The sequence below is a fragment of the Aquiflexum balticum DSM 16537 genome (assembly GCF_900176595.1).
In the GTDB taxonomy this organism is placed as follows: domain Bacteria; phylum Bacteroidota; class Bacteroidia; order Cytophagales; family Cyclobacteriaceae; genus Aquiflexum; species Aquiflexum balticum.
Genome location: NZ_LT838813.1, coordinates 266,788 through 292,277 on the forward strand (window position 1 = coordinate 266,788; position 25,490 = coordinate 292,277).

Here is a 25,490-nt window from a genome sequence, read left to right on the forward strand (position 1 = left end):
AGAAAAGAATTCTATTGGGAAGAAAGCGAATATCACTATTCAATTTATCTTTCAATCATGAAATTTAAGATAGCAATATTGGGGACCGGTAATGTCGCCTGGCATTTAGGGCCTGCCTTGGAGGATGCGGGACATACCATTACCGAAGTATTTGGAAGGGATATTGAAAAAGCAAGCAGCCTGACAAAGAGACTTTATGTGGCAGAGGCCAAAGACGATTTGGATTTTTCAGATTCTGAGGCAAGAATATTTATTATTTCTGTAAGTGATCATGCGATTTCTGAACTGGCAGATGAAATTATTTTACCCGAAGAAAGCATTTTGGTGCATACATCGGGATCAGTGGGATTGGATATCTTGGGATATAGTTCAGCTGCTTACACAGGCATCCTGTATCCCTTACAGACTTTCAGTAAAGAAAGAAGGTTGGATTTTTCAGATGTCCCGTTTTTATTGGAATCAGACGATCAGACAACCTTGCAACAACTCAAAAAATTAGCCAAAAGTCTTTCTCCCCATCAATATGTTATCAAATCCAAGGACCGAAAAGCCCTGCATGTAGCAGCTGTTTTTGCCAGTAATTTTTCCAATCATATGCTCAGATTATCTGAAGAAATCATGGCCCGGCAAGGGCTTGATTTTGAAATGTTAAAACCCTTGATTATTGAAACTATCAGTAAAAGCCTTGAACTAGGTGCAAAAAAAACTCAGACCGGACCTGCAATCAGAGGTGATTTCGGTGTTTTGGATGAACATTATCAATTTTTGAATTATAATGAACAGGTTGCTGAAATATATAAGCTTATTTCTCAGGACATTATAGATAGTTATTGAACAATACCTAAAACTAGGTATTTTCTTTTCTGGTTTTATTAACTACATTTATGACGGGTGATTAAGCAACTTTTTCAGGTCTAAATAACCTGCTTTAAAATGTTATGAATTTTTAAACATAAAAGTGGCTGCTCTGCAAAGACGGCCACTTTCATTTTTAATCCTGCCAAGACCCGAATTTACCAAACTGATAATCCTGATATGCCTGCCTGATTTCTGCCTGTGTATTCATGACAAAAGGGCCTTGTGCTACCAAAGGTTCATTGAAAGGCTTGGCATGACCGAGAATAATTACAGCATCTTCTGTGGCTTCCACAGCAATAGAATCCCCATCATTATTGAATTCTATCAAATTTCTGAATGGAATTTCTTCTCCCATCACCTTCACTTTGCCTCGGACAACGTAGAAAAAAACATTTTCACCCATTGGAATATCCTTCGAGAACTTTCCGCCTTTATTCATAAAAATAGTACTTAGAAAAATTGGCCATAGGCTATCGAATGAACCAATATTCTCCCCCCATTCTCCTGCGATCAATTGGACTTTTACCCTATCATCATCAAGATTGAAGTGAGTGATTTCATCCTTTTGCAAACCAAAATACCTCGGTTCTGTCATCTTAAGACGGGCAGGAAGATTTAGCCAAAGCTGCAGGATTTCAAGATCCCCTCCTTCTTTTTTGAATTTTTTGGATGAAACCTCTGCATGAATCAAACCTCTCCCCGCAGTCATCCACTGAATCCCTCCTGCGTCGATCACTGATTCGTGACCTCCGGAATCTTTATGCATGATGTCTCCCTCCAAAATGAATGTAACTGTTTCCATTCCTCTATGGGGATGTGGACCAAATGGCAAACCGTTATTGTTTTTGGGATAGGTTTGGAGTCCGTGATGATTGAGAAAAATGAAAGGATCAATCTGTCTTAACTTTGGAGAAGGCAAAGGATTGTAAGTGATCAAATCCGCTATGGGATGATAACTGGCTTTATGGATTTCTTTGATTGTTCTCATGCTATTTTATGTATATACATTAAATGTGATTAGATTAAATTTTGTTCCTTCAAGGGCAAAAAAAAACCTGAATTTCTTCAGGCTTTGAATTTTTTACTTTAACCACGCTAGGGAGAGTTCATCAGGAGCTTTCATCCTGTCTGCTAAACGCATATATCTGTCTGCCAAATTGGATAGATAATCCTGTGCTTTTGAAGCCACATCATTGAGTCCTGTAAGGTTTTCAATATCCCATAGTTTTACCAAATGATCGATAATCCTGGCATAATCCCAACCGGTATAAATTCCGACTTTCTGAGTAATGGCTGAAAACTGGTCAAACAAAGTAGGATTACTACTTCCTTTACCCATTAGGACTGCCGGCATCACAATTTGCTTCCTCATCATTTTATCAAAGGCCATAATCGCTCCATTTGGATCAATTTCAAAAATTTCACTCATGAAACTTTTGTAGGCTTTTTCATGTCTGGCTTCATCACCGGCAATTGTCTTACAAATCCTTGACAATACATCATCCCCTGCTTTATGAGCAAGTTTTCCTGTATTGACATGGGAAATTTTTGTAGCTCTTTCCTGAAAAGACGTATAAATCATTGCCTGATACGGGTCTTTTTCGGATTTTGGGTCAAATCCATTGTAGATTAATCTGTGAATAGTCTGTTCAACTTTTTTCATATCTGCCCTACCAGATAAGTATAAGTACTTATTGAGCAGGTCTCCATGTCGGTTTTCCTCAGCCGTCCAAGCCTTTGACCAACGGACCCAACCTGAATTACTCAAAAGGCTACCCTCTACATTGATGCCTTCCAGCATATTGAAGTAGGTCTGATAACTGGGCAAAGCCTCTTCGGTAATCATATTTCCAATCAAAGAAGTAATGATGGTATCTGGAATTCCTGCTGCTCTTTCCTGAAGTTTTTTTACCTCATCAAAGGCATCCGGTTCGCCCATGTCAGGTAGAAAATCTGATGGTTGCCAACATTCATCCGGGTCAACCAATACGGTATCCACTGCATTATTGACGAAGCCATCCAACTGGGAGATGACTTCCATATTCTTTTCCAATTCGTAATCTATATGTTCTGATTTATTCATGATAGTGAAATTTCGGCTTAAATAACTTTATCAACTGCTTCGATACTGGCGGATTTTAAGCAATTGGAAATCAAAAGTCAAAGCCATTTGAGCATAAAGGTAGTGACAAATTACGGGATTAGACGCAAAGAAACCCGATTTCTAAATTGGGTTTCTACTCATAAGGTGAACCTATTTCTTCAAAACCCAATACTTCTTATCAAAGTTTGACGGAGCAGTTTTATTTAAACGTTCCCCTATTTTGTCAAGATACATAGTATTATACCTTAATCTCGTAATATAGTTCGGAAGATCAGGGTCGCCGTTCCAGCAATGTTCTGCCCGATCTCCATAAAGGACCTCTCCTCCATAGTAAGGATCCGTTGTACTTTCAAGGAAATCTTCTGTAAGATAAACGGCATTGTTGAGGTAATAATTATCCATATCTCCACAATAGATGTGGATTTTTCCTTCCAGGTCTTTACCTAATTTGGACCAATCTCTTTCCATGATGTATCTCAGATCGAAATTTTCCTGCCAGTGTTTGGCCACTTCTTGATCAATCTCGCCAGAGTATTTGTCCCAGATCGGTTTGGGATAACCATCCTCCCCAACCGGAGAATAAACTGCCTGCCAAATGTCCCATTGGTCACCGGATCTGCTTTTTGTCCCACCCAAAGCCAGTTCCTTATAGTTCATATCTTTGAGCATCGCAGATACATGGCCCAGGTAATTCCTTTTGCCCACACGTTCCGTAGTCCTGAATGGACCTTTAAGAAAGTAGGCATTTTCTTCCTCATAAATATTTACCGTGGTGTAAGCCCTGAAATCAATGGGGTCCGGACAGGCCGCAAAACAACCATTATATTCATTGGGGTACATAACCTGAACTGCCAAAGCCTCCCAACCACCTGTTGAACCACCATATACAAACCTTGACCAACCCTCTCCAATACCTCTGAACTGTTCTTCTATATGTGGGATCAATTCATAAGTTATCGCATCACCATAGGGCCCGATGTTCTGGGAATTTACAGCATAACTATCATCATAAAATGGATTGGCATGTTGTATTTCTATAACTATAAACTTCTGGAAATCCGGGGAAATCCACTTTTTGTAGAAATCATAAGCTTCCTGCTGCTCAATCTTTTTGTAACCATAAATATTAAACCTCGCACTGTAATCTTCCTCCAAATCTTCATCAGGTGGAGTAGTCCTGAATCCACCAAAATCTGAAGGAAAATGCCCATGGAAAATCATCAAAGGATAATATTCATCTGGATTTTTGTCAAAATCCCTGGGAACCAACACATGCGCTCCAAGGTAAATATCCCTTCCCCAGAATTCGGATAACATTTCACTTTTGAATTTGATGTGCTTGATAAATTCTGTGTCCTCCGGTTCAGTCACGGGTGGATTGATCTGATCAATAGTTAAATTGAGACCTGTCTTTCCATCCCAATTTATTTTTTGGGGTTTGCTGTAAATATTGCCCGGTGTCCTGTTCCATTGCCTTCCCTCCCACTGGTCCATAGGCATTTTGATGGTATGACCGTCAGACCTGTTGAAGGTTTCATATTTGACGATGTAAGCCTGTACCCAATATTCCCCTTCCGGTATATTCTGATAGTTTTCAATTGGATAGCCAAATTCATTCAGATCAAGACTAAGTGATTGACCTGATTGATAATCCTCAAAATCCATTCCTATAACTTGGGCAGAACTGATGTCATCACTCACTGCAAACCTTGGTTCCGTCTTATCATTATGGTGAAAAAGCAAAAGTAAACGTCCATCTTTGAGATCTTTGGACAATTCCTCTGAAACTGTGATGTTGACATCAGGAATCGGGTTGGACTGACAGGAAATCAATATCAGATAAATGAAAATCGGAAAATATCTCATGACAATATATTTTAGTGGAAATTGAAGATAATACAAAATTCAAAATGATATTTTCAGGGGTACCTCTTATTACATAAACGGACAAAAACTGTTTTTTCACCCAAAGATCTGACCGTCTGTATATCTTAAAAGATTATACTTCAGAAGAAAGTTTAAATTCAAGCTTAAACCATCAACAACATGAAAAGAACATTCTATGTACTTATTGCGACTGTTATCCTCATGGCCTGCAATGAAAAATCTGAAATCACAGATTACACTTTGCTGACCGATGAAGAAAGATTGACCATAGCCAAAGAAATAGCCCAAAACACCATTATGGTAGACGGTCATGTAGACTTGCCTTACAGAATGAAAGTGGGTGGGTTTACCCTTCAAAGGGAAATATTGGATGTATCAGTCAGAACGGACGGGGGTAATTTCGACTTCCCAAGATCAAAGGAAGGTGGTCTGGACGCCCCTTTTATGTCTATATACATTCCTGCCATCTATCAGGAAAGGGGTGGGGCCAAAGCGTTGGCTGACTCACTTATTTTGATGACAGAAAGATTGTGCGATACATGGCCTGATAAATTTGCCATAGCGACCTCTCCTGATGATATCAAAAGAAATACCGAAGCAGGCAAGATCTCATTTCCAATGGGAATGGAAAACGGTGCTGCCTTGGAGGATGATATCAATAATGTCAAATACTTTTATGATAGAGGCATCAGGTACATCACACTTACCCATGGCAAAGACAACCTGATCGGAGATTCATCCTATGATACCACACGAACTCACGGGGGCTTAAGCGAATATGGCGTGCAGGTGGTCAAAGAAATGAACAAGACCGGAATCATGGTAGATATTTCCCACGTGTCTGATAACACCTTCTATGATGTGATGAAAACAACTGACGTTCCTGTTATTGCTTCTCATTCCTCTGCCAGAGCTTTTACTCCTGGTTTTGAAAGAAATATGGATGATGATATGATCAAAGCGTTAGGTAAAAATGGAGGGGTGATCATGATCAACTTCGGCGGGAGTTTTATAGATGGTGACTACAATGAGCGTTCTAGAGAGGTAAGGGAATACCTGGTAAATTGGCTGGCAGATAACGGATTGAGCAGATCGGATTCAGCAGCCCAAGCGTATATTCAAAAATACACTGCTGAAAACAATCCATTCCCCAATGTATCCAAAGTTGCAGATCATATTGACCATGTCAAAGCGCTGGTAGGTATTGACCATATTGGCTTAGGATCTGATTTTGATGGCGTGGGAGATAGCCTTCCAACAGGATTGAAGGATGTTTCCATGTACCCTAACCTGATTGCGGAATTACTCAAAAGAGGTTACTCCAAAGAGGATATCGAGAAAATTTGTTATAAAAACATATTCCGTGTTTGGAATAAGGTGATAGCAGCAGCCGGTTAATTATATTGAAAGAATTGGTTAAATACCTCTCTAAAAAAATAGAAATGACAACAATAAGCCGCTTATAAAATGATAAAAGCAATTCAATAAGAAATTGCTTAATTTTGCACCTTAAACGATTCAAACAATATGAAAAAATTAAAATATCTCTCTTTTTTTCTGGCAGGTGGATTATTTCTTTTCGCTTCTTGTACTGGAAAAGAAGTATCCGAAACTGAATCAGAGCCATCTCCATTTGCCATAGATACCGAAAAATTAACAATAAGAATCGATACTTTATTCACGGATTTTGAAAGTCCTTGGGGAATGACGTGGTTACCGGACGGCAGAATGCTCGTCACGGAGAGAAAAGGTGAAATCCTGGTTTTCAAGGATGATAAATTCACGGGTGAAAAACTAACTGGTGTACCGGCTGTTTCCGAAGTAAACCAAGCTGGTTTATTGGATATCACCATCCACCCGGATTATAAAAATAATGGCTGGATCTATATGTCTTATTCAAGACCTAAAGGAGAAGGTGAAGTTTTGGTTATTTCAAGAGCAAAACTAAATGGCAATGCGCTGGAAAATTTGGAAGAAATCTTTGTGTGCAATCCTGAATGGAAAGGCGGAAGGCACTTTGGTTCCAGAATAGTCTTCGATAAAGACAACTATCTCTTTTTCTCAAACGGAGACAAAGGTTCAAGACCCCAAAACGCCCAGGAATTGGACAATGATCATGGAAAAATCCATAGAATCCACGATGATGGACGTATTCCAACCGATAACCCATTTGTAAATACTGCTGGAGCCTCTCCTTCTATTTGGACATATGGCAACAGAAATCCACAGGGTATGATTTATGACAAAGCAAATGACAGAATCTGGGCAGTAGAACATGGCCCAAAAGGTGGTGATGAGCTTAACTTGATCGAAAAAGGAAAAAATTATGGCTGGCCGGTGATTTCCTACGGAATCAACTATGACGGGACAATTCTGACAGAATTGACCGAAAAAGAAGGAATGGAACAGCCTGTCACTTATTGGGTACCATCCATAGCTACCTGTGGAATGACACTGGTAACTTCTGACAAATATCCTGAATGGAAAGGTAATTTACTGGTAGCAGGCTTGGCTGGACAGCAAATTGCAAGGGTAGAACTTGATGGCACGACTAAAGTTGGTGAAGAAACTCTTTTGAAGGATATTGGACGGGTCAGACAAGTGTCTGAAAGTCCTGATGGCTATATCTATGCAATGACAGAAGCTACTGGCTTATTGGTCAAGCTGATTCCCCAAAGGTAATTGACAAGTAAAATCATATGCAATTGGAATACCCGGCAGATTTGCTGGGTATTACTTTTTCAAGACAATTATAAATACCAAAAATCAAGTGGGTCCGGAATCTGAAACTGGTAACCTGTTGACTGGATTTTTTGGGAAGAAATCTGCTTCCACTGACTTTTGCCAACCGGTGCATAATCTGTAGGAGGCGGAAATCCGAGATCAATAGCATTTTTTTCGTAAACCAGTTTCCGATTGGGATGATTTGGCGCTACTCCATTGAAAATTTCATTCCAAAGATTATTTTCTATTACCCAAGATGATATGCCCACAGCGTCATCCCTGTGGATATAATTGACTGGACTGTCCCCAACTACATTTGATTTACCTGAAAAATATTTACCCGGAATTCTATCCACACCTAGTAGCCCCCCAAACCTAATAATGGTCAAATCATAGTTCCTGTCATGAAGAAGGATGTTTTCAGCCTGAAAAAGAGAAGTATTACCTGTATTTTCTTTATTCAATAAAAAACCTTCATCCAATTCCCTATTTAAGTCAGGATAAACGGAAGTAGAACTGATATAAATTATTTTTTTGACCCCTGCCTGTACGGCCATGGACTTGATGAACTTGATCTGTTCAGGATGAAAACTTTCCGGCATTGTTCTGCTTCTTGGAGGAATATTTACAAACAATATATCCGATTCAAATAATTTCAAAAAGGCTCTTCCTTCGGGGTGCGGCAATAATTTCAGCATAAAGGTTGAAATTCCTTTGGAATTCAATTCATTTGTTTTTTCTTGACTTGTGGTACTTCCTTTCACTTCAAAACCTTTATCCTTGAGTGAAATCGCAAGTGGCAGTCCAAGCCAACCTAACCCTATAATTGAAACAGATGTCATAAAAAGGATGATATATTTTTAAATAATTGGTAAATTCAATGGTCAACAAATATATAACTAATAAGATATGGATTTTGTCTTGATAGGCTATGGGATTAATATTAAAAAAAATTCGGTTTTTTGGGCCTTAGGGTTAGTTGTTTCAGTTTCTTTGCTTTCCTGCGGCCAAAAAGAAAAAAATCCTTTGCTGGGAAATTGGTATGCTTTTGAGCAGGATTCCACTTATTATGAACTGTATGTCAATGATACCCTTATTGTACTGAACAATGACAATATCGGCCCTATAGGTTATGATTACATGATCAAAGAGAATATGCTTTATATTAGCAATGATGCGGGAATGGAAAGAATTTGGAAAATGAATGAAATTTCAGACAACTATTTTATCATTGAGGACAGGTTGGAATCCATCAAATATTACCGGCTGGATCTGCCTATTGATTTTTTCTTAAGTATTCAAGACTCAGTAAGCTACGCCGAATTCAAAATGGGATTTGGTTCTAGGTTTGAAGATAATACTGTTATCCAATAATGAAAAAATCTCCTTTAAGGGAGATTTTTTCATTATTTTTCATTTTTGGGCATAGTCCCCAAAATATAATCCCATAATGGAGAACTCACCCCAAATGCAACATCCGGATTTTTGTAATGGTGAATGGCATGGTTGACCCAAAGGACCTTCAGGAAATTTTTTGGTGGCTGATACGCATGAACTATATAATGTACCCCAAGGTAGGCTGAGTATCCTATCAAAAATCCCGGAAGAAAATACAAAACATAAGCACCCATGATTAACTTAAATACCAAATAAAACACCAAAGAATAAAATGCGCTTACAAAAGGCGGCATAGCCAGTCTGTCTTTATCTTTTGGATAGTCATGGTGAACTCCGTGGACTGAGTATTGCAGTTTATCTTTGGTAGGCGTATCCCTTTCCATGTGGAAGAAATATTTATGCATCATATATTCCACAAATGTAAAAGAAATGATCCCTATAAAAAGCACCAGTAAACCCGTAGCAAATTTGATCTCCGTGGTCGTAACACCATAAAAAAGTGAAACACTTGAAATAGTAAAAAACATCGTAATCGGAACCATTATATGGGTTCTGGAAAATCTTTCAAGGATTGGGTTATCAAACATCTTTGCCGAACCATAATTATCGGGCTTATCCAATCTTCCGATTTTTTTCAATGTTGCCATTTTTTTAACTTTTTTTTGGTCTTCAAATCCAAACTGAAAATAATTTTAGGACCCTCAACTTCAACTCTGCAAATTTATAACTTATGATCTAATTATGCGATTTTTATCATGAATTAAAAAAATGATAAAAATCATAATCAGACTGCAAACTGTCTTGATTTTTCAATTGTCTGATGATAAACATTTTCGTACAAAGGCAAAATGTTAGATATATCGAATTTTTTTGCCCTTTCCAGGGCTCTTTTTTTAAATCCGGGAAGATTTCTGTCATCCAATATTTCCAAAGCCTTTTTTGTCATTTCTTTCACATCGCCGATTTCACAGGTGAAACCCGTCTCACCATCAATATTCAATTCGGGAATCCCGCCGGCATTGGAACTTAATACCGGAACCTCACATGCCATTGCTTCCAATGCTGCAAGACCAAAACTTTCCTTTTCCGATGGCATCAAAAATAAATCCGCCACTGAAAGTACCTCCTCTACTGCCTCAAGCTTTCCAAGAAACCTGATATCGTCACATGTACCCAATTCTCTGCAAAGCCGTTCCATTTTATCTCTTTCCGGTCCATCACCGACCAAAAGGAGTTTGGCAGGAATCTGCTTCCTCACTTCATAGAATACCCTAATGACGTCCTCTACCCTTTTTACTTTTCTGAAATTGGAGGTATGTACAAGAAGTTTTTCTCCATGCGGACAAATTGCCAATTTGAAATGCTCTTTCTTTTGTTTTTTGAACCTTTCAAGGTCAATGAAATTGGGAATAACAACAATCTCCTTTTTGATATCAAAATGTTCGAAAGTGGCTTTCTTCAAGTCTTCCGATACAGCAGTGACGGTATCGGAATGATTTATACTGAATGTTACCACAGGTTCATAACTCGGATCTTTTCCGACCAAAGTAATATCGGTACCATGTAAGGTGGTCACCACAGGAATATAAATTCCTCTTTCCTTCAAAATCTGCTTTGCCATGTAGGCCGCAGAGGCATGAGGTATGGCATAGTGAACATGCAAGAGGTCAAGGTTTTCGTAAATGACAACATTTACCATTTTACTGGCTAGTGCCAATTCATACGGGGCATGATCAAATAAGGGATAACTTTTAATATCCACTTCATGGTAAAAAAGATTCTGATTGAAAAAGTCAAGCCGGGTCGGCTGACTATAAGTGATAAAATGAATCTGATGCCCTTCTTTAGCCAGGGCCTTACCCAACTCTGTAGCAACGACACCACTTCCTCCAAAGGTCGGGTAACAAACAATCCCAATTTTCATGAATACACCATTTAAAATATATCAACAAAACAATAAACACAGCTTCGACCTGATTTTGTTCATTCTCTATTCCATTAAATTCCAAAATCCTTTTTGTTGTACATTACTTCTCATTGCTTGGTAAATAATATCGTGGATTTCGGGCCTTACAGCATCTTTGAGCAAGGTATTGTTATTGGCATCAGGGTGAACCCTGTTGGAGAGAAAAACAAAGATCAAATCATTGTCCGGATCTGCCCATACACAGGTACCTGTAAAACCTGTATGTCCAAAAGTGCTTTTGGGTGCCAAAACCCCTGCGCTCCCACCTTTCCCTTTTTCGGGTTCAGGTTTATCCCAACCCCAACCTCTTCTGCTTTGAGTCGATTGTCTTTTGGTAAATTCATTTACGGTGTCTTCATCAAATATATTCACATCGGCATATTTCCCACCGTTGAGCATCATTTGCATCATCACTGCCAAATCATTGGCTTTCCCGAATAAACCGGCGTGTCCCGCGACTCCGCCATACATCGCAGCGCCGGGATCATGAACATATCCTTGGATAAGCCGTTTTCTGAATGTAATATCATCTTCTGTCGGAGCCACCAATTCTTTGGAATACTTTTTAAGCGGATTAAATGCCATAGTATGTAAGCCCAAGGGTGCATAAAGGTTTTGGTCCAAAAATTCATCCAAGGGCTGGTTGGTCATTGTCTCTACCAAAGCCTGCATCAGATACATGGTAAGATCGGAATAGACATAGCTGTATTTCCTTCGTCCCGGTTCAGGTTTTCTGAGATCTGAATTTACCGTCCAAATCCATAAACTATCTCTCAATGAATTTAGAGCAAACATATCGTTGGAGACTGGTAAAGAATATCCTGGTTCTGCCTTTGGTCTATAAAATTCACTTTTCCAATTACCTGCTTCCACGGTTTTGGCATAATGCGGAATAAATGCTACCAGACCGGCCTCATGGGCCAGAATATCCTTCAAAATCAAATCCCCTTTGTTCGTATTTCTTAATTCGGGGATATATCTTCCAATAGGCTTATCCATATCAATCACCCCACGGCTTGCCAAAAACATAACTGCCTGAGTAGTGGCCAGCACTTTTGTGATCGAAGCCAAATCGTAGACCGTTTCTGTAGTCACTTCTTTGGATTTACTATAATCATAGTGTCCATAGGCTTTTTCAAAAACTATCTGCCCATTTTTTGCCACTAAAACGACTCCTCCCGGAAAAGCTCTCTTTCTAATACTGATTTCCATCACAGTATCTATCCGGGCCAAAATTTTACTGTCCATGCCCTGACTTTCCGGAATACTGTAGGAAAGTCTCCCCATTCCCGGTAAATAACCACCTGCCCCTGCCCTAATGCTCAGGTTAAGGGAAACCGGCAAAATCCCATGTGCATCCCTTGCCCCAAAAATAACTTCAGGAACAATTCTTTGAGTAAACGTATTGTTTTCATAAGCCAAAATATTATAAGGCAATTCGGGTACATACTTGGATGCATAAGCATTGCCAAAAGTCACCAAAACAACGTTTTTCTCTTCTCCCAATTTTTTGAGAAAATTAAAATCTGTCATGGTCACCCCGAAACTACGAGAGGGACTGTTAGAAATTCCCATAACTCCTATGATAACCGTATCAAAATCTTTGAGCTTTTTTTGGATGTTTTCAAGACTTCCGGCATCCGCCCCTTTTCCTATCTGGAAATGTTCAAATTTTGCATATTTATCCAGTTTTTTCTGAAATTCCTGACCATTACCTCCTATGGTCAAGGAAGCCAGCTTCTTAAGGTCCAATTGTCTTATGGGAAGAAAATCATCTTTATTGGCAGTTACTGTGATTGCTTTGGCATATAATTTTTCAGTCAATAGCTCTGCCGATGGAGAATTGAGCCTTTTTACCAGGTTATTGGTTTCAATTTTTTCTACCCTGCCCAACCCTGCCCAATATTTGGCTCTGAGAATTTTCCTTATTCTTTCATCTACCTCTTCCTGAGATATTTTCCCTTCGGCAATGGCCTGAAGAATCAAAGATTTTGCTTTTGGCACATCCTGGGAAAAAACCAAAACATCATTCCCGGCCAAAAGGGCTGCCAACTCCACTTCCCCAGGCTTTATAAATCCACTGACACCTTTCATATTCAGGGCATCCGTAAACACAAGTCCATCGAAGTTCATCTGCCTTTTGAGCAGATCGCTGACTACATATTTGGAAAGTGAGGTGGCCTTGTTTCTTTCACTGTCCAGGCTTGGAATATGCAAATGAGCCACCATCACACTCATCAGGTCATTGTCAATCAACTCTCTGTAGGGATAGAGATCAATATCCTTGATCCTGGTCTCAGAATGCCGGATAACCGGCAAAGTATAATGGGAATCAGACTCCGTATCCCCATGACCCGGAAAATGCTTTGCATTCGCAATCACACCATGGTCCTGAAGACCTTTCATATATGCGACGGATTTTCTTGCCACCAACCTCTTTTCTTCCCCAAAAGCCCTATAACCTATGACAGGATTGTTGGGATTGGAATTAACATCTACAACAGGGGCAAAATTAATATGCATACCCAACTCCTTAAACTGGAAGGCGATTTCCTTTCCCATTTCATAAATGAGATCATCATCAGGCAAAGCCCCCAACGTCATAGCTTTTGGAAAAGTAATCACCGAGTCCAATCGCATGCTTACACCCCACTCCGCATCCATGGCTATGAATAGCGGAACTTTACTTATGGTCTGGAAATAATTGGTCAGATTAGCCTGCCTTACAGGACCACCTTGAAAAAAAATCAAGCCTCCGATATTGTGCTCTGTAATCAAGCGGGCAAGGTCATTTTTATGCCTTTCATCTTTATTGGAATATGCCGCTACCATAAATAGCTGCCCCAAGCGGTCCTCAAAACTTTGATTTTCAAAAACACTGTCCACCCAGGCCATCTGCAGGTTTTCGTCCAAAGACAAAAATGGATCTTTTCCCATATCCAGGTCTTTTTCGCCTGAAATTTCCAAACCCATCACAGCATCTGACTGAAAAAAAATAAAAACCGCAACCAGAATACTCCAAACTTTTACGCGCATGCCTCTGTTTAATTTTTATTGCTTGAATTTTAAAATAACTTTGTATCAATATACATTGAATTGTACAAACTTACACGTAAAATTCAAGGCCTGATATCAATTTTTGATTTTCGGGAAAAGAATTTGAATTGTGCAGTACATATCCATTTGAATAAAACCCCAAAATGAAATTCCCTTCAATTTTCAGAACAGCCAAACCCATGCGGTTTGATATCCAGCCCAGATATTATGATCCGGTAAAAGAAGAAATTGCACAACGGACCGCAAAAATCAAAAGAGAGCTTCAAGCAGATGGGAAAATCCCATTGGAAAATGAAGATAGTGAAGTTTTGAACCGTGATTATGGGTCCTCTATCCGGGGAGCATTTACCCAAGGCGGGCCAATTAAAGGTAGATCTTCTTCCGTGGTAAGCAGTACTGGAATCATCAGATTGGTGATTTTCATGGTGTTGTTAGGGGCTTTCTTTGGATATGTTTATATAGGTCCTGAAGCTCTGTATACCATGTTGTTTATTTTTATGGGCGGTGCATTGGTTTATTTATTTTTCAGATTAAAAGGAAAAAGCCGCAGATGAATGACATTATCCAACTTCTTCCTGATGCCATTGCCAATCAGATCGCTGCGGGGGAAGTAGTACAAAGGCCTGCTTCGGCGTTGAAAGAATTGATGGAAAATGCGGTGGATGCCGGTGCAAGCATGGTCAATGTACTGGTAAAAGAAGCTGGAAAAAATCTTATTCAAGTCATAGACAATGGTAAAGGCATGTCTATGACTGATGCACGGATGAGCTTTGAAAGGCATGCCACTTCCAAAATCAGAACTTCAGAAGATCTGTTTGCCATTCGGACATTTGGCTTCCGTGGCGAAGCACTGGCTTCTATTGCAGCTGTTTCCCAGGTAGAAATGAAAACCAGACGACAAGGTGAGGAACTGGGAACAATGCTTCAGATTGAAGGTTCGGAGGTAAAAAAACAAGAACCCATTGCTACACAAAATGGCACTTCCATATCTGTAAAAAACCTGTTTTTCAATGTCCCTGCAAGAAGAAATTTTCTGAAATCAAATTCAGTAGAAATGAAACACCTCGTGGAAGAATTTCAGCGGGTTGCACTTTCTTATCCTGAAATCGGGTTCAGATTTATGCAGCATGACATGGAACTTTTTAATCTTCCTCCAGGAAAACTCAGCCAAAGAATTGTAGGTATTTTTGGGAAATCATACCAAAATCATTTGGTTACTTGCGTTGAGGAAACTCCCCACCTAAATATCAGGGGTTATATCGGAAAACCTGAATCTGCCAAAAAATCGCGTGGGGACCAATTCTTTTTTGTCAATAACAGATACATTAAAAACAACTACCTCCACCATGCTGTTGTCAATTCCTATGAAGGGTTGATAGCTTCTGATATGCACCCTTTTTATGTGCTTTTCTTGGATATTGAACCCAGCCATATTGACATCAATGTACATCCTACCAAAACCGAGATCAAGTTTGATGATGAAAGGACAGTCTATGGAGTAGTAAGGTCCGCCATCAAGCAGGCGCTTGGTGCTCACAATGTGGTCCCCACTTTGAATTTTGGTCTCGATGTCAATTTCAACGAAACATGGGAAAAGGACAAAGTCCAATCCGAAAAAGTGAGTCTGGAAAATGCGTTTAAACCTGATACCATCGGCCCGGACAACCAATACAAGACTTTTCAAAGTCCGGCATTCAAAAAACAGTCCGTTTCGGGATGGGAAAAACTTTTCGAAAGTGGGGAAAACCTGAACGTCACGCAAGAAACCAAATCCCATGAGATAGAGGATCAAGATGAAGTTCTCACTTTCCCTTCTAAGGCAAATGAGGACGTGTCCAAGTTGAATGAAGGCAGAAAATCAGGGGCAACATTCCAGGTGGAAAACAATTATATTGTTGCGCAGATGTCCTCAGGATTGCTGATTATCGACCAGCAGGCCGCACATGAAAGAATTCTTTACGAGAAATATTCAAAACAACTGACAAAAGCTGCAGGCGCTTCCCAGCAATGTCTCTTCCCACAGCATATTCAACTGGGACAGGCGGATTTTGCACTGGTAATGGATATAATGGACGAACTCAAAAGTTTGGGGTTTGTCATTGAAGAGTTTGGAAAAAGCACCATATTGATACAAGGTGTTCCCGCTGATATCTATGTGACCAATGAAAAAAGGCTATTTGAAGGACTGATAGATCAGTTCAAACATTTCAAATCCGAACTTTCTTTGGATAACAGGGAAAATCTGGCACGTTCCTTGGCCAGAAGATCTTCCATCAAGAAAGGAAATGTGTTGGCTGCTTCTGAAATGGAAACGATCGTCGGGCAGCTTTTTGCCTGTCAAAATCCGAATTATGGACTTTCAGGGAACAAAACCTTCATCAAACTGGATTTACCTAAAATACACAGCTTTTTTACTAAATAAAATATGTTCAGAAATCTAACACCTGTAGTTAAAAATCTTTTGCTCATCACAGTAGGCGTTTATGTGATCACTGCCTTCCTGATGCCTCAGTTGAAGTCAATATTCGCGCTGTACTATGTGAACAGCAGTAGGTTTCTGCCTTTCCAGTTTCTGACCTACATGTTCATGCATGCTGATTTCTGGCATTTGTTCAGCAATATGTTCGGACTTTTTATTTTTGGGCCTTTATTGGAAGAATTCCTTGGGCCAAAAAAGATCCTGATACTTTGGATGGTCTGCGGGGTGGGTTCCGGGTTATTGTATTCGGGATATACTTCTTTCAAAATGCACCAACTTGACAATAAAATAAGTGCATTCTATGAAAATCCCAGTCCGGAACTCTTCAGTGATTTTGTAAAGGACAACAAACACTTTTTCAAATCAGGGGTTTATGACTTTATTGATGCTTACAGTAGGAATCCTTCAGACAGTGGGTTGATTCAGCGGGCAAAAGAAAATTTAAATGGCATCAGAGATATTCAGGTGAATATTCCAATGGTAGGTGCTTCAGGTGCTTTGTTCGGAGTCCTGATAGCTTTTGGAATGCTGTTTCCCAATACCCAACTGTTTTTATTATTTCCTCCTATGCCTGTGAAAGCCAAATATTTGGTCTTATTTTACGGTCTTTATACCTTGTATGCGATTTTAAACAATAACCCGGGGGACAATGTGGCACATTTTGCCCACTTAAGCGGTTTGGTAATAGGTGCAGGTCTCGTGTATTATTGGAAAAAAAGCAGAAAAAACTTTTATTGATTGATTATGTACGGAGGATTCTTATTAAACCTTAGAAATGCTTTCAAGCAAAACAACAACAGCTTGTACAAGATCATAGCGATCAACATTCTGGTGTTTTTTGCCATGCTTGTTGTTAGGGTGATTTTTACATTTTCGGGGGCGGGGTCACTATACCAGGCTTTTCGATCTGTTTTGATGATGCCCGCAGATATTAGCCAGATATTGGTACAGCCATGGTCTATATTGACTTATATGTTTTTTCATGAGGGATTGTTCCATATTCTTTTCAATATGCTTTTCCTGTATTGGTTTGGTCTGTTACTCCATGAATATCTCGGAAGTAGAAAGCTGGCAAATATTTATATTCTAGGAGGATTGGCAGGAGCCCTGCTTTATGTAGTGATGTATAATATTTCTCCTTATTTCAGTGATGTCCTTAGCTCTTCCAGAATGTTGGGGGCAAGTGCAGGGGTATATGCTGTAGTGGTCGCTGCCGCAACCCTCTCTCCCAATACCACCTTTTTCTTGCTTCTTCTCGGTCCTGTCAAGATCAAGTATATCGCTATTTTTTATGTGCTGATTGCTTTTGTCAACTCAGCAGGTGAGAATGCCGGCGGAGAGTTGGCCCATTTGGGCGGAGCAGCTTTAGGATTTCTTTATGTCTATCAACTTCAGAAAGGAAGGGATTTAGGCGCTTGGATACAGGCAATTGGAAACTTCTTTGTCAATATCTTTGAGAAAAAGCCTTCTGTAAAAGTAACTTATAGAAAAAAGAAATCTTATACCACAACACCTGACCCGACTCCATCTAAATCTGTGAAGAGTACATCCGGAAAAGTTGAAGTTGCTACTCAAGAGGAAATAGATCTGATATTGGACAAAATCGCTGAAAAAGGATATGATGCCCTCAGCAAAGAAGAAAAAAGAAAACTTTTTGAGTTTAGTAAAAAGTGATTTTTTATTACAACCTCCAAACCAATGCAACCCTTAGTACAGTCTGTCTGGTATTCTGACTTTGTACCTTAAATTCCGTATTCATCCCAAGGTTACCGATCAGGTCGAAATAAGATCCGACTCCAAAATTACCGCCTGCTCTTGAAACCAAGGTTCCCGGAAGTCCTGGCTGGGTATTGATCCAAAAATTATTGTAACCCCCAAGTAAATAAATCTGGGCTATCCCTTCTGTAAGATAATAACGCAAATCCACATTCAAATTGGTCTCTCTTCCAATATTTGGAAACCAATAGGTAAAATTCGGAGCAATAGAAAACTTATCTATAAAGAAATATTCAACACCTGCATTTGCCCCGATATTTTTGATCTGAAACCTGTAGTCTGCTCCCAATTGGAGACGTACATCGCCTTGTTCTTGGGCATTGGCAAGTTGAATTGATGCTAAAATCAATATTAAAAAGAGTGATTTTTTCATAGAATTATAAATTGAGTCACTTTGCGTCTTTGTGTCTTTGCGGGCAATAATCCTACCCCAACTGAGCCACCTCATTCTTATTAGCCAATTGACCACAGGCAGCATCGATGTCCTGACCACGTGATTTTCTGACTTTGGCGATGATGCCGTTTTGTTCCAATATCCTTACATACATTTCCACGGCCTCCTTGGATGCCTGACGGAATTCACCTTCATCGATCGGGTTGTACTGGATGATATTGACTTTGGAAGGAATGATTTTGCAGAATTTGGCTAAAGCCCTAGCGTGTTCCTCGTTGTCGTTGATGCTTTCCCAGATTACATATTCATAGGTGACTTTTCGTTTGGTTTTTTGGTACCAGTACTTCAGGGCTTCTCCCAGGTCTTCCAAGGGATTGACATCATTGATGGGCATCAACCTGCTTCGGGTTTCATTGATGGCTGAGTGAAGGGAAACGGCAAGGTTGAACTTCACCTCATCATCAGCCATTTTTTTGATCATTTTTGGGATCCCGACTGTAGAAAGTGTAATCCTTCTCGCTGCCATCCCCAGACCTTCGGGTGAAGTGATTTTGTCGATAGCTTCGATGACGTTGGCATAATTGAGCAATGGTTCGCCCATGCCCATAAAGACTATATTGGTCAAGGGGCGTTTAAAATAGGTTTCTGCTTCTTCTTTGATGGCCACTACCTGATCGTAAATTTCATCGGGGTTGAGGTTTCGCATGCGCTTAAGCCTGGCTGTGGCACAAAAATTACAGTCCAGACTGCAACCAACCTGAGAGGAAACACAGGCGGTGATTCTTTTGGTGGTGGGAATCAGGACAGATTCCACGATTTTGTCATCATAAAGCTTTACGGCATTTTTGATGGTACCATCGGTAGAGTGCTGCATCAGGTCCACTAGTATATGATTGATGGTGAAATTGGCTTTGAGCATTTCCCTGGTTTCTTTCGAGATATTGCTCATGTCATCAAAGTTTTTGAGGGACTTGTTCCACAGCCATTCATACACCTGCTTGGCCCGGAATTTCTTATCTCCTTGGGAAATAAAAAAATCCTCCAACTGTTCGAGTGTAAACTTTCTGATGTCTTTTTTTGAAGTACTGTCCATGGGACAAAGGTAGGGGATAAAAAGAACTTGTCCGCCGTGGCGGATTAGAAGATTGAAAAAATGAAAAATTGGAAGATTGGGAAAGCTGAAACTTACAAGGAAGTGCCTGAATTTCAAGAAAAGATGTTTTACAGATAGTCCTAAATTGAATATAGGTCTAATTTCAAGCTAATCCATTTTTAAAATCCTTTAAAATTAATTGTATATTTACAGTATGAAATCTATTGAAATTCAGACCGATAATAAAGAAATAATTGAAGCATTTAAGAAATTGGCCGAAGCCTTTAATGTTAAGTTTACTGAGAAAGAAGATTTAACTAAGGCACCAAATCCTTCCCCCAGCAATGATCCATATTTTGAAAATCCCGGAGTGTTGAAGGGAATAAAAAGAGGCATTGAGGATAGTAAGGCTGGAAGGGTGGTTAAATTGACACGAGAAGAACGTGAAAAGTTGCTTGGATTATGAGCTTTGGGGTGGAATTCACTCTTGAAGCAATCAAGGATTTAGAAAGACACAAAAAATCAGGAGATAAAACCCTACTGACTAAAATTAACAAATTGCTTGACGAGCTTGAAGAACATCCTGAAATAGGAACTGGAAAACCTGAAAAACTTAAATACCAATTTTCAGGAAAGTGGTCACGTAGAATTGATAGAAAACATCGTCTGGTGTATTCTATTGATTATGAAAATTCCACAGTCGAAGTCCTATCCGCATATGGTCATTATGAATAAAATTTAAATTAATACCTAATTGATTTTTTTAAGCTAAGAATAAAATCACTCTATTTTTATTAACCAGATACTTTAATAAATAGATTGAAAGTATGTTAGATAAGAGCGAGACAACTTCCTCACTCTTTCATCGCATCTCTCACCTCCACCAATTTATCCCTTATCTCCACAATACTCTCCCATTCCCGGTCTTTTTCTCCATGCTCGATTCCCACATAGCCGTGATAGCCATGGGAAAGGACAATTTTCATCATCCGTTCATAGTCCAAAGGAAATTGGTTGCCTTTGTCATCAAAGACTGTTGGCTTGAGACTAACTCCTTTGGCCAAGGGCATCAATTCATCTACACCCAAGTAAGAATCATAAGTGATGTGTTTGTTCTCATCTTTGAAAATTCTAAAGTTGCCGAAATCCGGCAGACTGCCTGCTCTTTCGTGTCCGGTCTGTTTTAACATCCCAACCAGCCATTTGGCATCACTGGAAAACCCACCATGGTTTTCAATGATGATGTCAATATCAAAATCATCTGCAAATTCACAGAGAGATCGCATACCATCTGCACACAGCTTCATCGCTTCGGAGGCCATCTGAGGATCAGATGACCACGGAATTTCGGTATAGGCATTGATCCTGATAGAATGACAACCTAGAAATTTGGCTGCTTCCACCCATTTTTTATGATTTTCAACAGTCTGTTGCCTATCAGTTGCAGCCTTGGCACCCAAAGTCCCTTCCCGGTCCACCATAATCAATACCTGCGAAATACCCTCATTCTTACATCGGGTATTCATTTCACTGAGATAGTTCTTGTCCTTTGCCTTGTCCATAAAAAACTGATTGACATATTCCACTGCAAGGATGCCATGCTTTTTGCTCAACAATGGAAAATCAAGATGATCCATCTGTCCTGAAAACAGCAAACGGTTGACGGACCATTCTGCAAGAGAAATTTTGAACAAGGGGTCTTGATTTTTCATGGAGAAACTGATTTGGGGAATACCTATTCCTAAAGCTGCTGTTGCAAATCCGGCTTTTTTGAGAAAATCTCTTCTAGCATTCATGATGGGGTCTGTTTGGGTTCAATGTTGATTTAAGTTTAAAATATTTGCCTATTGCCGATATTTTATTCAGATCATTTATAGCTATATTCTATTTTGAGATCATTTATATTTGAAAATTCAATCCACAAAGATCTTCTTAAAACAAAACGTTATTAATATCGCAAAAAAGAATAGAATCCCAACAGGATTTTAGCTATTTAAATCATTCCTGTTTTTTAAATACCAAAGAATTTGAAAAGACGACAATCCCTTCTGCTACCTTTTTTATATAGGATCAAGCGGGCTTATTCTTCCTTTAAACTCAAATCGGGAATCAAACTTGGGCTGATCAAGTCTATCATGATTATACCTTTCAAAGGTTTTGGGAGTGAAAAGGAAATATATTTTGTGGCAAGAATCCTAAGGGATAGAAAAATCGGCACATCCGATGCAAAAGACGGACGATGGAGGAATTTTCGGAAGATGTATAAACGTTTTATGACATGGGAAATCCCAAATATCAGGGTGAAGGCCACATTTTTTGGAAATGAGGCAATCGCTTTAAGTGATGAGGAAGGTTACGTTGAATTCAGAATTCCTGTTCCAGCTGATTGCCATTTCAGCAATCAATGGCAGGAAGTGCATCTTGAATTGTTGGATAAGGTCATTCCCAAGCAGGGTGAAGTTAAGGCCATGAACAGGGTATTCTTGCCCTCTGAACACTTGGAATATGGGATAATTTCAGACATAGACGATACCATTGTTCCTACAGGCGCCACCAGATTATGGCAGATGATCAAGACGACTTTTTTGGGAAATGCCCATTCCAGAATTCCTTTTCCCGGTGTTTCTGCCTTTTACAAAGCTTTGGAAAAAGGGAGAGATGATATAGAAAGCAATCCCTTGTTTTATGTTTCAAGTAGTCCATGGAACCTGTATGATTTCTTGATGGAGTTTTTGGAGGTGCATCATATTCCCAAAGGACCATTGATGCTGCGGGATATTGGGTTGTCAAGGGAACAATTGATTGCCGGCAGTCATTTTGACCACAAGCTGGCTCAGGTCGAAAAGATATTTGAATATTATACAGATATCCCTTTTATCCTGATCGGGGATTCCGGGCAACATGATCCTGAGATTTACCTGCAGGTGATCAAGGATTATCCCGGAAGGGTAAAAATGATTTACATCCGTGATGTCCAATCATCCAGACATGCTGCCATGGAAGAAATCCAATTGAAAATGCAAAATCTCGGTGTGGAGATGCTCTTGGTGACTGACACATTGGACGCTGCAAGGCACGCACTGGCCAAAGGTTGGATCCAAAAATCAGATGTAATAGATATCGCTGAAACCAAAAAAGAAGACGAAGAAATCAAATAAAACTTATAAATTTTTTACTGCATAAACACACATATCAAGTACATCATTCAGTAAGGCTATATCCAAGGATTTATTTTTAGGTACCACCAATACATATTTGAAATATATACTCGATTCGCTTTCATTAAAATTATAGTGCCCTAATGGAAGATTTCTGTTTTTTCGGAAGAGTGATCTTTTGAAGCCTTCAAGATCATTCGTATCGATTAAATTTGGGTTTGTGTAATAAAACTGAATGAATTCCGATCCATCCAAATCCTCCCCCTCAGGCATTATACTTACAGTTAGATACTGTTTGTCCTTCTCTTCAATATCATAGTCATCCTCACTGATATCAATGATTAGCATGGGTATTGGGAGTTCATCAGACGCATCATAAAAGTCGCATTGATATCCCAAATCTTCTATGTTGTTTTGAATTTCCTTCAATAAAATCATTTCCCGATCAAATAAATTCTCTTTGGTTTATGCCTTCAATCAATATTTTAATCTGCTTTTGGGGGTCACTCATATTCTTTATCAGTTTTTTTTCATTTACACCTGCAGCTTTTAGATATCCCAAAATGACATTTCCTTCATTGGTCAGATTAGGTTCCTCTAAATAAGCAAGGTTTACAATTTTCCTAAGAATAAACTTAGCTTGCTGTAATCTAAATTCAACTTTAGCTGCAGTCGATTTGGTCGGATCAAATTCAAAAACCCCTTTTTTTGGCACTGCCTTTCCTTTGGCTATCTTCCTTGCCATCCTGTCCCTCCCAGCCTGTTTTGCCATTCTGGTAGCGGGAAGAGCGAGGTCAACTGCCGCCGCAGCTCCTTTTACGGCAGCTCCGCCCGCAGCTCCCATACCTGTTAGAGTTGCAATAGATCCGGCAATTTTTGCCATTTCGGTAGCAAGGTGAATTCCCTGACGGACAACCCTTTTTTTATTGGCATCTCTAAGCTCGGTCGCCAAAGTAAAATCCTCCACCTGACTACGGCTGATACTGGCATGATTTTCGGCCTCAAGAACCTTGATTTTTGCTTTTAAATCCGAAATTCTGTTTTTAAGAAATGATACTTCCCTTTTTTCTTTAAAGAATCTTTTTCCGGTATTAAGTTCATGATTTTTCAACCTTGATTGGTCCTGGAGAATAACTTGTCTTATATTGGCTATTTCCGCATCTTTACATCGATAGAATTCCGAGGCCTCTTTCAAATCTTCTTTATCAATTTTCAATGCTTCAGCAATTTTATTTCGCTGAATATTCATGGCTCTCCTGTTGTTATTGGAAATGGCAAGGTAATAACCCTGCATAATCATTTTACCCCCGGATATAGCAATATCAAGTCCGGGAACAGCCGCCATGAGGTGTCCGGAAGCGCCGGTTGAATTCACCAATTCAATAAAGGCTTTGACTGAAAGCACAATACTTTTGGCCGATTCCATGGCATGAAGCGCAATTTCTGCACTTGCTTGGACTTTTTCCTCTGTACTGTAATCCTGATGTTTGTTAATGAGGTTTACAACACCTCTCATAGCCTCAAATCCTTCTTTAATTCCCCCAAAAGCCGATCCAAAACCTTCGAATGCGGATCCGAAATGACTGGCATCCGTAGCAAGAGTACTGCCAGATGCTGTATGCACCAATTTGGAAACAGCTTCTCCAGTTTTCATGGCTCCCTGTTCGATATCGATTATGGTGATAAAAATATCAGCTGCAGTAGCTTCAGGATCTCCCAAGGACTTAAATCCATGTGCCATGGCAAGAAGACCTGTAACGCCGGTAATGCTATCCCCAACAATGCCCATATTTGCTGCATGTTGTTTTCCTTCGACAGTTGCCCCGGGTCCTCCACTGGTTCGGGTATGGATTGTTTTGTCATTCAGCGCATCGGCGAGGCCTGTTATACCTTCATTTCCAATAAAAGTTGCAGGTACCTTGGTAACTGCTTCGACGACAGACTTGGTTTTGCCTAAACGATCACTTCCTTTTTCTGCTGTTGCAGATTTAAATACATCTCCCCTGACGTAAAGATTTTGGTCAGAAATATCCTTTCCATCTACGGTATAAACTTTAAACCAATCATAGTGGTGCGGGCCTTTTTTGTCCAAGGCTGAGTACTCTTCCTGATTGGGACCCCTTCTGGATTTTAAAGCATTAGTACTGATTTCAAGCTCTTGTCCCTGTAAAACCTCTAACTTTTCATTTCCCCCATAGATCGTTTCCCCTTTTTTTTCCACCAAATGGGAAAGTCCTGTCACAAATACTTGTTTTTTTTGAAGCTGAAATACTTTATCCGATGATATTTTTTGCTCCTTTTCTTTATTTTGAATTAAAGCGCTGGAAAAAGAAAAAGGTATCGCTTTAGTTTTTTTGGAAGGATTAGCTTTCTGATCTGTTTTTTTTGAATTAGAATTTATAAATCCTAAAGAAGCAACTTTACTTTCAGAAGCCATTTGAATGATACTGAGCTGAATTGCGGTCTGTTTCCTATTGTCTTTAAAAGTTAAAGAATCGCCAGCTGTCCCATCAGTTTTGGTCGGTGAATTGTTTTTTGCCTTCTGCTGTGCGGCAGGTGCAGCTAGTGCTTTCATGACAATATTGATTATCTATTT

General features: G+C 39.6%; 23 protein-coding genes. 11 read left to right on the forward strand and 12 right to left on the reverse strand.

What is annotated here, in order from left to right; genetic code table 11:
- The first annotated feature begins 57 nt into the window (after nt 1-57).
- Nucleotides 58-834, forward strand: coding sequence for a Rossmann-like and DUF2520 domain-containing protein (locus tag B9A52_RS01270; protein WP_084118589.1), 777 nt, complete (start codon nt 58-60; stop codon nt 832-834).
- A gap of 157 nt (nt 835-991) precedes the next feature.
- Here B9A52_RS01270 and B9A52_RS01275 read toward each other — a convergent pair whose 3' ends face one another.
- The 3 genes from B9A52_RS01275 to B9A52_RS01285 all read right to left on the reverse strand — a co-directional run bounded on the left by B9A52_RS01275 (nt 992) and on the right by B9A52_RS01285 (nt 4,828).
- Nucleotides 992-1,846, reverse strand: a complete 855-nt coding sequence (locus B9A52_RS01275; RefSeq protein WP_084118590.1) for a pirin family protein — start codon at nt 1,844-1,846, stop codon at nt 992-994.
- 93 nt (nt 1,847-1,939) lie between these two features.
- Nucleotides 1,940-2,941 carry an acyl-ACP desaturase gene (locus B9A52_RS01280; protein WP_084118591.1) on the reverse strand — a complete coding sequence of 334 codons (1,002 nt, stop codon included), beginning with the start codon at nt 2,939-2,941 and terminating at the stop codon, nt 1,940-1,942.
- A gap of 171 nt (nt 2,942-3,112) precedes the next feature.
- Complete coding sequence (locus B9A52_RS01285; RefSeq protein ID WP_084118592.1) at nt 3,113-4,828, reverse strand: hypothetical protein; 1,716 nt, start codon at nt 4,826-4,828, stop codon at nt 3,113-3,115.
- 180 nt (nt 4,829-5,008) lie between these two features.
- Between B9A52_RS01285 and B9A52_RS01290 the strand changes: the two genes are divergently transcribed.
- The gene (locus B9A52_RS01290) at nt 5,009-6,247 is read left to right on the forward strand and encodes a dipeptidase (protein WP_084118593.1); all 1,239 of its coding nucleotides are present in this window, start codon (nt 5,009-5,011) and stop codon (nt 6,245-6,247) included.
- A gap of 129 nt (nt 6,248-6,376) precedes the next feature.
- Nucleotides 6,377-7,531, forward strand: a complete 1,155-nt coding sequence (locus tag B9A52_RS01295) for a PQQ-dependent sugar dehydrogenase (protein ID WP_084118594.1) — start codon at nt 6,377-6,379, stop codon at nt 7,529-7,531.
- A gap of 68 nt (nt 7,532-7,599) precedes the next feature.
- Here B9A52_RS01295 and B9A52_RS01300 read toward each other — a convergent pair whose 3' ends face one another.
- Nucleotides 7,600-8,415 (reverse strand): NAD(P)-binding domain-containing protein, encoded by an 816-nt coding sequence (locus B9A52_RS01300; protein ID WP_084118595.1) that lies wholly within the window; start codon nt 8,413-8,415, stop codon nt 7,600-7,602.
- Nucleotides 8,416-8,482: 67 nt separating this feature from the next.
- Here B9A52_RS01300 and B9A52_RS01305 point away from each other — a divergent pair, with 67 nt between their 5' ends.
- Nucleotides 8,483-8,947 carry a hypothetical protein gene (locus B9A52_RS01305; protein WP_084118596.1) on the forward strand — a complete coding sequence of 155 codons (465 nt, stop codon included), beginning with the start codon at nt 8,483-8,485 and terminating at the stop codon, nt 8,945-8,947.
- Nucleotides 8,948-8,979: 32 nt separating this feature from the next.
- Here B9A52_RS01305 and B9A52_RS01310 read toward each other — a convergent pair whose 3' ends face one another.
- From B9A52_RS01310 to B9A52_RS01320, 3 genes are all read right to left on the reverse strand, one after another.
- The gene (locus tag B9A52_RS01310) at nt 8,980-9,609 is read right to left on the reverse strand and encodes a sterol desaturase family protein (protein ID WP_172805291.1); all 630 of its coding nucleotides are present in this window, start codon (nt 9,607-9,609) and stop codon (nt 8,980-8,982) included.
- Between the two features lie 146 nt (nt 9,610-9,755).
- Nucleotides 9,756-10,895, reverse strand: a complete 1,140-nt coding sequence (gene bshA / locus B9A52_RS01315) for an N-acetyl-alpha-D-glucosaminyl L-malate synthase BshA (RefSeq protein ID WP_084118598.1) — start codon at nt 10,893-10,895, stop codon at nt 9,756-9,758.
- Nucleotides 10,896-10,961: 66 nt separating this feature from the next.
- Nucleotides 10,962-13,973, reverse strand: a complete 3,012-nt coding sequence (locus B9A52_RS01320) for a glycoside hydrolase family 3 N-terminal domain-containing protein (RefSeq protein WP_084118599.1) — start codon at nt 13,971-13,973, stop codon at nt 10,962-10,964.
- A gap of 164 nt (nt 13,974-14,137) precedes the next feature.
- Here B9A52_RS01320 and B9A52_RS01325 point away from each other — a divergent pair, with 164 nt between their 5' ends.
- Genes B9A52_RS01325 through B9A52_RS01340 form a run of 4 tightly spaced genes read left to right on the forward strand, consistent with a single transcriptional unit; the run spans nt 14,138 to nt 18,147 of the window.
- A complete protein-coding gene (locus tag B9A52_RS01325; protein WP_084118600.1) occupies nt 14,138-14,548 on the forward strand; it encodes a hypothetical protein in 411 nt (136 codons plus the stop codon).
- Nucleotides 14,545-16,416 (forward strand): DNA mismatch repair endonuclease MutL, encoded by a 1,872-nt coding sequence (gene mutL, locus B9A52_RS01330; RefSeq protein WP_084118601.1) that lies wholly within the window; start codon nt 14,545-14,547, stop codon nt 16,414-16,416. Before B9A52_RS01325 ends, mutL begins: the two co-directional genes overlap by 4 nt.
- A gap of 3 nt (nt 16,417-16,419) precedes the next feature.
- Complete coding sequence (locus B9A52_RS01335) at nt 16,420-17,211, forward strand: rhomboid family intramembrane serine protease (RefSeq protein ID WP_084118602.1); 792 nt, start codon at nt 16,420-16,422, stop codon at nt 17,209-17,211.
- A gap of 6 nt (nt 17,212-17,217) precedes the next feature.
- Nucleotides 17,218-18,147 (forward strand): rhomboid family intramembrane serine protease, encoded by a 930-nt coding sequence (locus B9A52_RS01340; protein ID WP_084118603.1) that lies wholly within the window; start codon nt 17,218-17,220, stop codon nt 18,145-18,147.
- Between the two features lie 7 nt (nt 18,148-18,154).
- On the opposite strand, the gene B9A52_RS01345 is transcribed toward B9A52_RS01340, so the two are convergent.
- Both B9A52_RS01345 and rlmN read right to left on the reverse strand, forming a co-directional pair.
- Nucleotides 18,155-18,622, reverse strand: a complete 468-nt coding sequence (locus B9A52_RS01345) for a hypothetical protein (protein ID WP_084118604.1) — start codon at nt 18,620-18,622, stop codon at nt 18,155-18,157.
- 52 nt (nt 18,623-18,674) lie between these two features.
- On the reverse strand, nt 18,675-19,736 hold the full coding sequence (rlmN, locus tag B9A52_RS01350; protein WP_084123346.1) for a 23S rRNA (adenine(2503)-C(2))-methyltransferase RlmN: 1,062 nt from the start codon (nt 19,734-19,736) through the stop codon (nt 18,675-18,677).
- A gap of 214 nt (nt 19,737-19,950) precedes the next feature.
- Here rlmN and B9A52_RS01355 point away from each other — a divergent pair, with 214 nt between their 5' ends.
- Nucleotides 19,951-20,202 (forward strand): hypothetical protein, encoded by a 252-nt coding sequence (locus B9A52_RS01355; protein WP_084118605.1) that lies wholly within the window; start codon nt 19,951-19,953, stop codon nt 20,200-20,202.
- 8 nt (nt 20,203-20,210) lie between these two features.
- Nucleotides 20,211-20,471, forward strand: a complete 261-nt coding sequence (locus B9A52_RS01360) for a Txe/YoeB family addiction module toxin (protein WP_317045534.1) — start codon at nt 20,211-20,213, stop codon at nt 20,469-20,471.
- A 119-nt stretch (nt 20,472-20,590) separates the two neighbouring features.
- Here the strand turns inward: B9A52_RS01360 and B9A52_RS01365 are convergent, their stop codons facing one another.
- A complete protein-coding gene (locus B9A52_RS01365; protein ID WP_084118607.1) occupies nt 20,591-21,532 on the reverse strand; it encodes a TIM barrel protein in 942 nt (313 codons plus the stop codon).
- 231 nt (nt 21,533-21,763) lie between these two features.
- Between B9A52_RS01365 and B9A52_RS01370 the strand changes: the two genes are divergently transcribed.
- Nucleotides 21,764-22,894, forward strand: a complete 1,131-nt coding sequence (locus B9A52_RS01370; protein WP_084118608.1) for an App1 family protein — start codon at nt 21,764-21,766, stop codon at nt 22,892-22,894.
- Between the two features lie 3 nt (nt 22,895-22,897).
- Here the strand turns inward: B9A52_RS01370 and B9A52_RS01375 are convergent, their stop codons facing one another.
- Together B9A52_RS01375 and B9A52_RS01380 are read right to left on the reverse strand one after the other, a co-directional pair.
- The gene (locus tag B9A52_RS01375) at nt 22,898-23,332 is read right to left on the reverse strand and encodes a hypothetical protein (protein WP_084118609.1); all 435 of its coding nucleotides are present in this window, start codon (nt 23,330-23,332) and stop codon (nt 22,898-22,900) included.
- Nucleotides 23,333-23,339: 7 nt separating this feature from the next.
- Nucleotides 23,340-25,469, reverse strand: a complete 2,130-nt coding sequence (locus B9A52_RS01380) for a hypothetical protein (RefSeq protein ID WP_084118610.1) — start codon at nt 25,467-25,469, stop codon at nt 23,340-23,342.
- Nucleotides 25,470-25,490 lie beyond the last annotated feature (21 nt).

What these genes read in the sequence shown, in the direction of transcription:
- B9A52_RS01295 (WP_084118594.1), top strand. Translation starts at nt 6,377, where the DNA reads ATGAAAAAATTAAAATATCTCTCTTTTTTTCTGGCAGGTGGATTATTT.
- bshA (WP_084118598.1), bottom strand. Translation starts at nt 10,895, where the DNA reads ATGAAAATTGGGATTGTTTGTTACCCGACCTTTGGAGGAAGTGGTGTC.
- B9A52_RS01275 (WP_084118590.1), bottom strand. Translation starts at nt 1,846, where the DNA reads ATGAGAACAATCAAAGAAATCCATAAAGCCAGTTATCATCCCATAGCG.
- mutL (WP_084118601.1), top strand. Translation starts at nt 14,545, where the DNA reads ATGAATGACATTATCCAACTTCTTCCTGATGCCATTGCCAATCAGATC.
- B9A52_RS01285 (WP_084118592.1), bottom strand. Translation starts at nt 4,828, where the DNA reads ATGAGATATTTTCCGATTTTCATTTATCTGATATTGATTTCCTGTCAG.
- B9A52_RS01340 (WP_084118603.1), top strand. Translation starts at nt 17,218, where the DNA reads ATGTACGGAGGATTCTTATTAAACCTTAGAAATGCTTTCAAGCAAAAC.
- B9A52_RS01320 (WP_084118599.1), bottom strand. Translation starts at nt 13,973, where the DNA reads ATGCGCGTAAAAGTTTGGAGTATTCTGGTTGCGGTTTTTATTTTTTTT.
- B9A52_RS01335 (WP_084118602.1), top strand. Translation starts at nt 16,420, where the DNA reads ATGTTCAGAAATCTAACACCTGTAGTTAAAAATCTTTTGCTCATCACA.
- B9A52_RS01270 (WP_084118589.1), top strand. Translation starts at nt 58, where the DNA reads ATGAAATTTAAGATAGCAATATTGGGGACCGGTAATGTCGCCTGGCAT.
- B9A52_RS01325 (WP_084118600.1), top strand. Translation starts at nt 14,138, where the DNA reads ATGAAATTCCCTTCAATTTTCAGAACAGCCAAACCCATGCGGTTTGAT.
- B9A52_RS01300 (WP_084118595.1), bottom strand. Translation starts at nt 8,415, where the DNA reads ATGACATCTGTTTCAATTATAGGGTTAGGTTGGCTTGGACTGCCACTT.
- B9A52_RS01380 (WP_084118610.1), bottom strand. Translation starts at nt 25,469, where the DNA reads ATGAAAGCACTAGCTGCACCTGCCGCACAGCAGAAGGCAAAAAACAAT.
- B9A52_RS01375 (WP_084118609.1), bottom strand. Translation starts at nt 23,332, where the DNA reads ATGATTTTATTGAAGGAAATTCAAAACAACATAGAAGATTTGGGATAT.
- B9A52_RS01280 (WP_084118591.1), bottom strand. Translation starts at nt 2,941, where the DNA reads ATGAATAAATCAGAACATATAGATTACGAATTGGAAAAGAATATGGAA.
- B9A52_RS01290 (WP_084118593.1), top strand. Translation starts at nt 5,009, where the DNA reads ATGAAAAGAACATTCTATGTACTTATTGCGACTGTTATCCTCATGGCC.
- B9A52_RS01345 (WP_084118604.1), bottom strand. Translation starts at nt 18,622, where the DNA reads ATGAAAAAATCACTCTTTTTAATATTGATTTTAGCATCAATTCAACTT.
- B9A52_RS01365 (WP_084118607.1), bottom strand. Translation starts at nt 21,532, where the DNA reads ATGAATGCTAGAAGAGATTTTCTCAAAAAAGCCGGATTTGCAACAGCA.
- B9A52_RS01355 (WP_084118605.1), top strand. Translation starts at nt 19,951, where the DNA reads ATGAAATCTATTGAAATTCAGACCGATAATAAAGAAATAATTGAAGCA.
- rlmN (WP_084123346.1), bottom strand. Translation starts at nt 19,736, where the DNA reads ATGGACAGTACTTCAAAAAAAGACATCAGAAAGTTTACACTCGAACAG.
- B9A52_RS01305 (WP_084118596.1), top strand. Translation starts at nt 8,483, where the DNA reads ATGGATTTTGTCTTGATAGGCTATGGGATTAATATTAAAAAAAATTCG.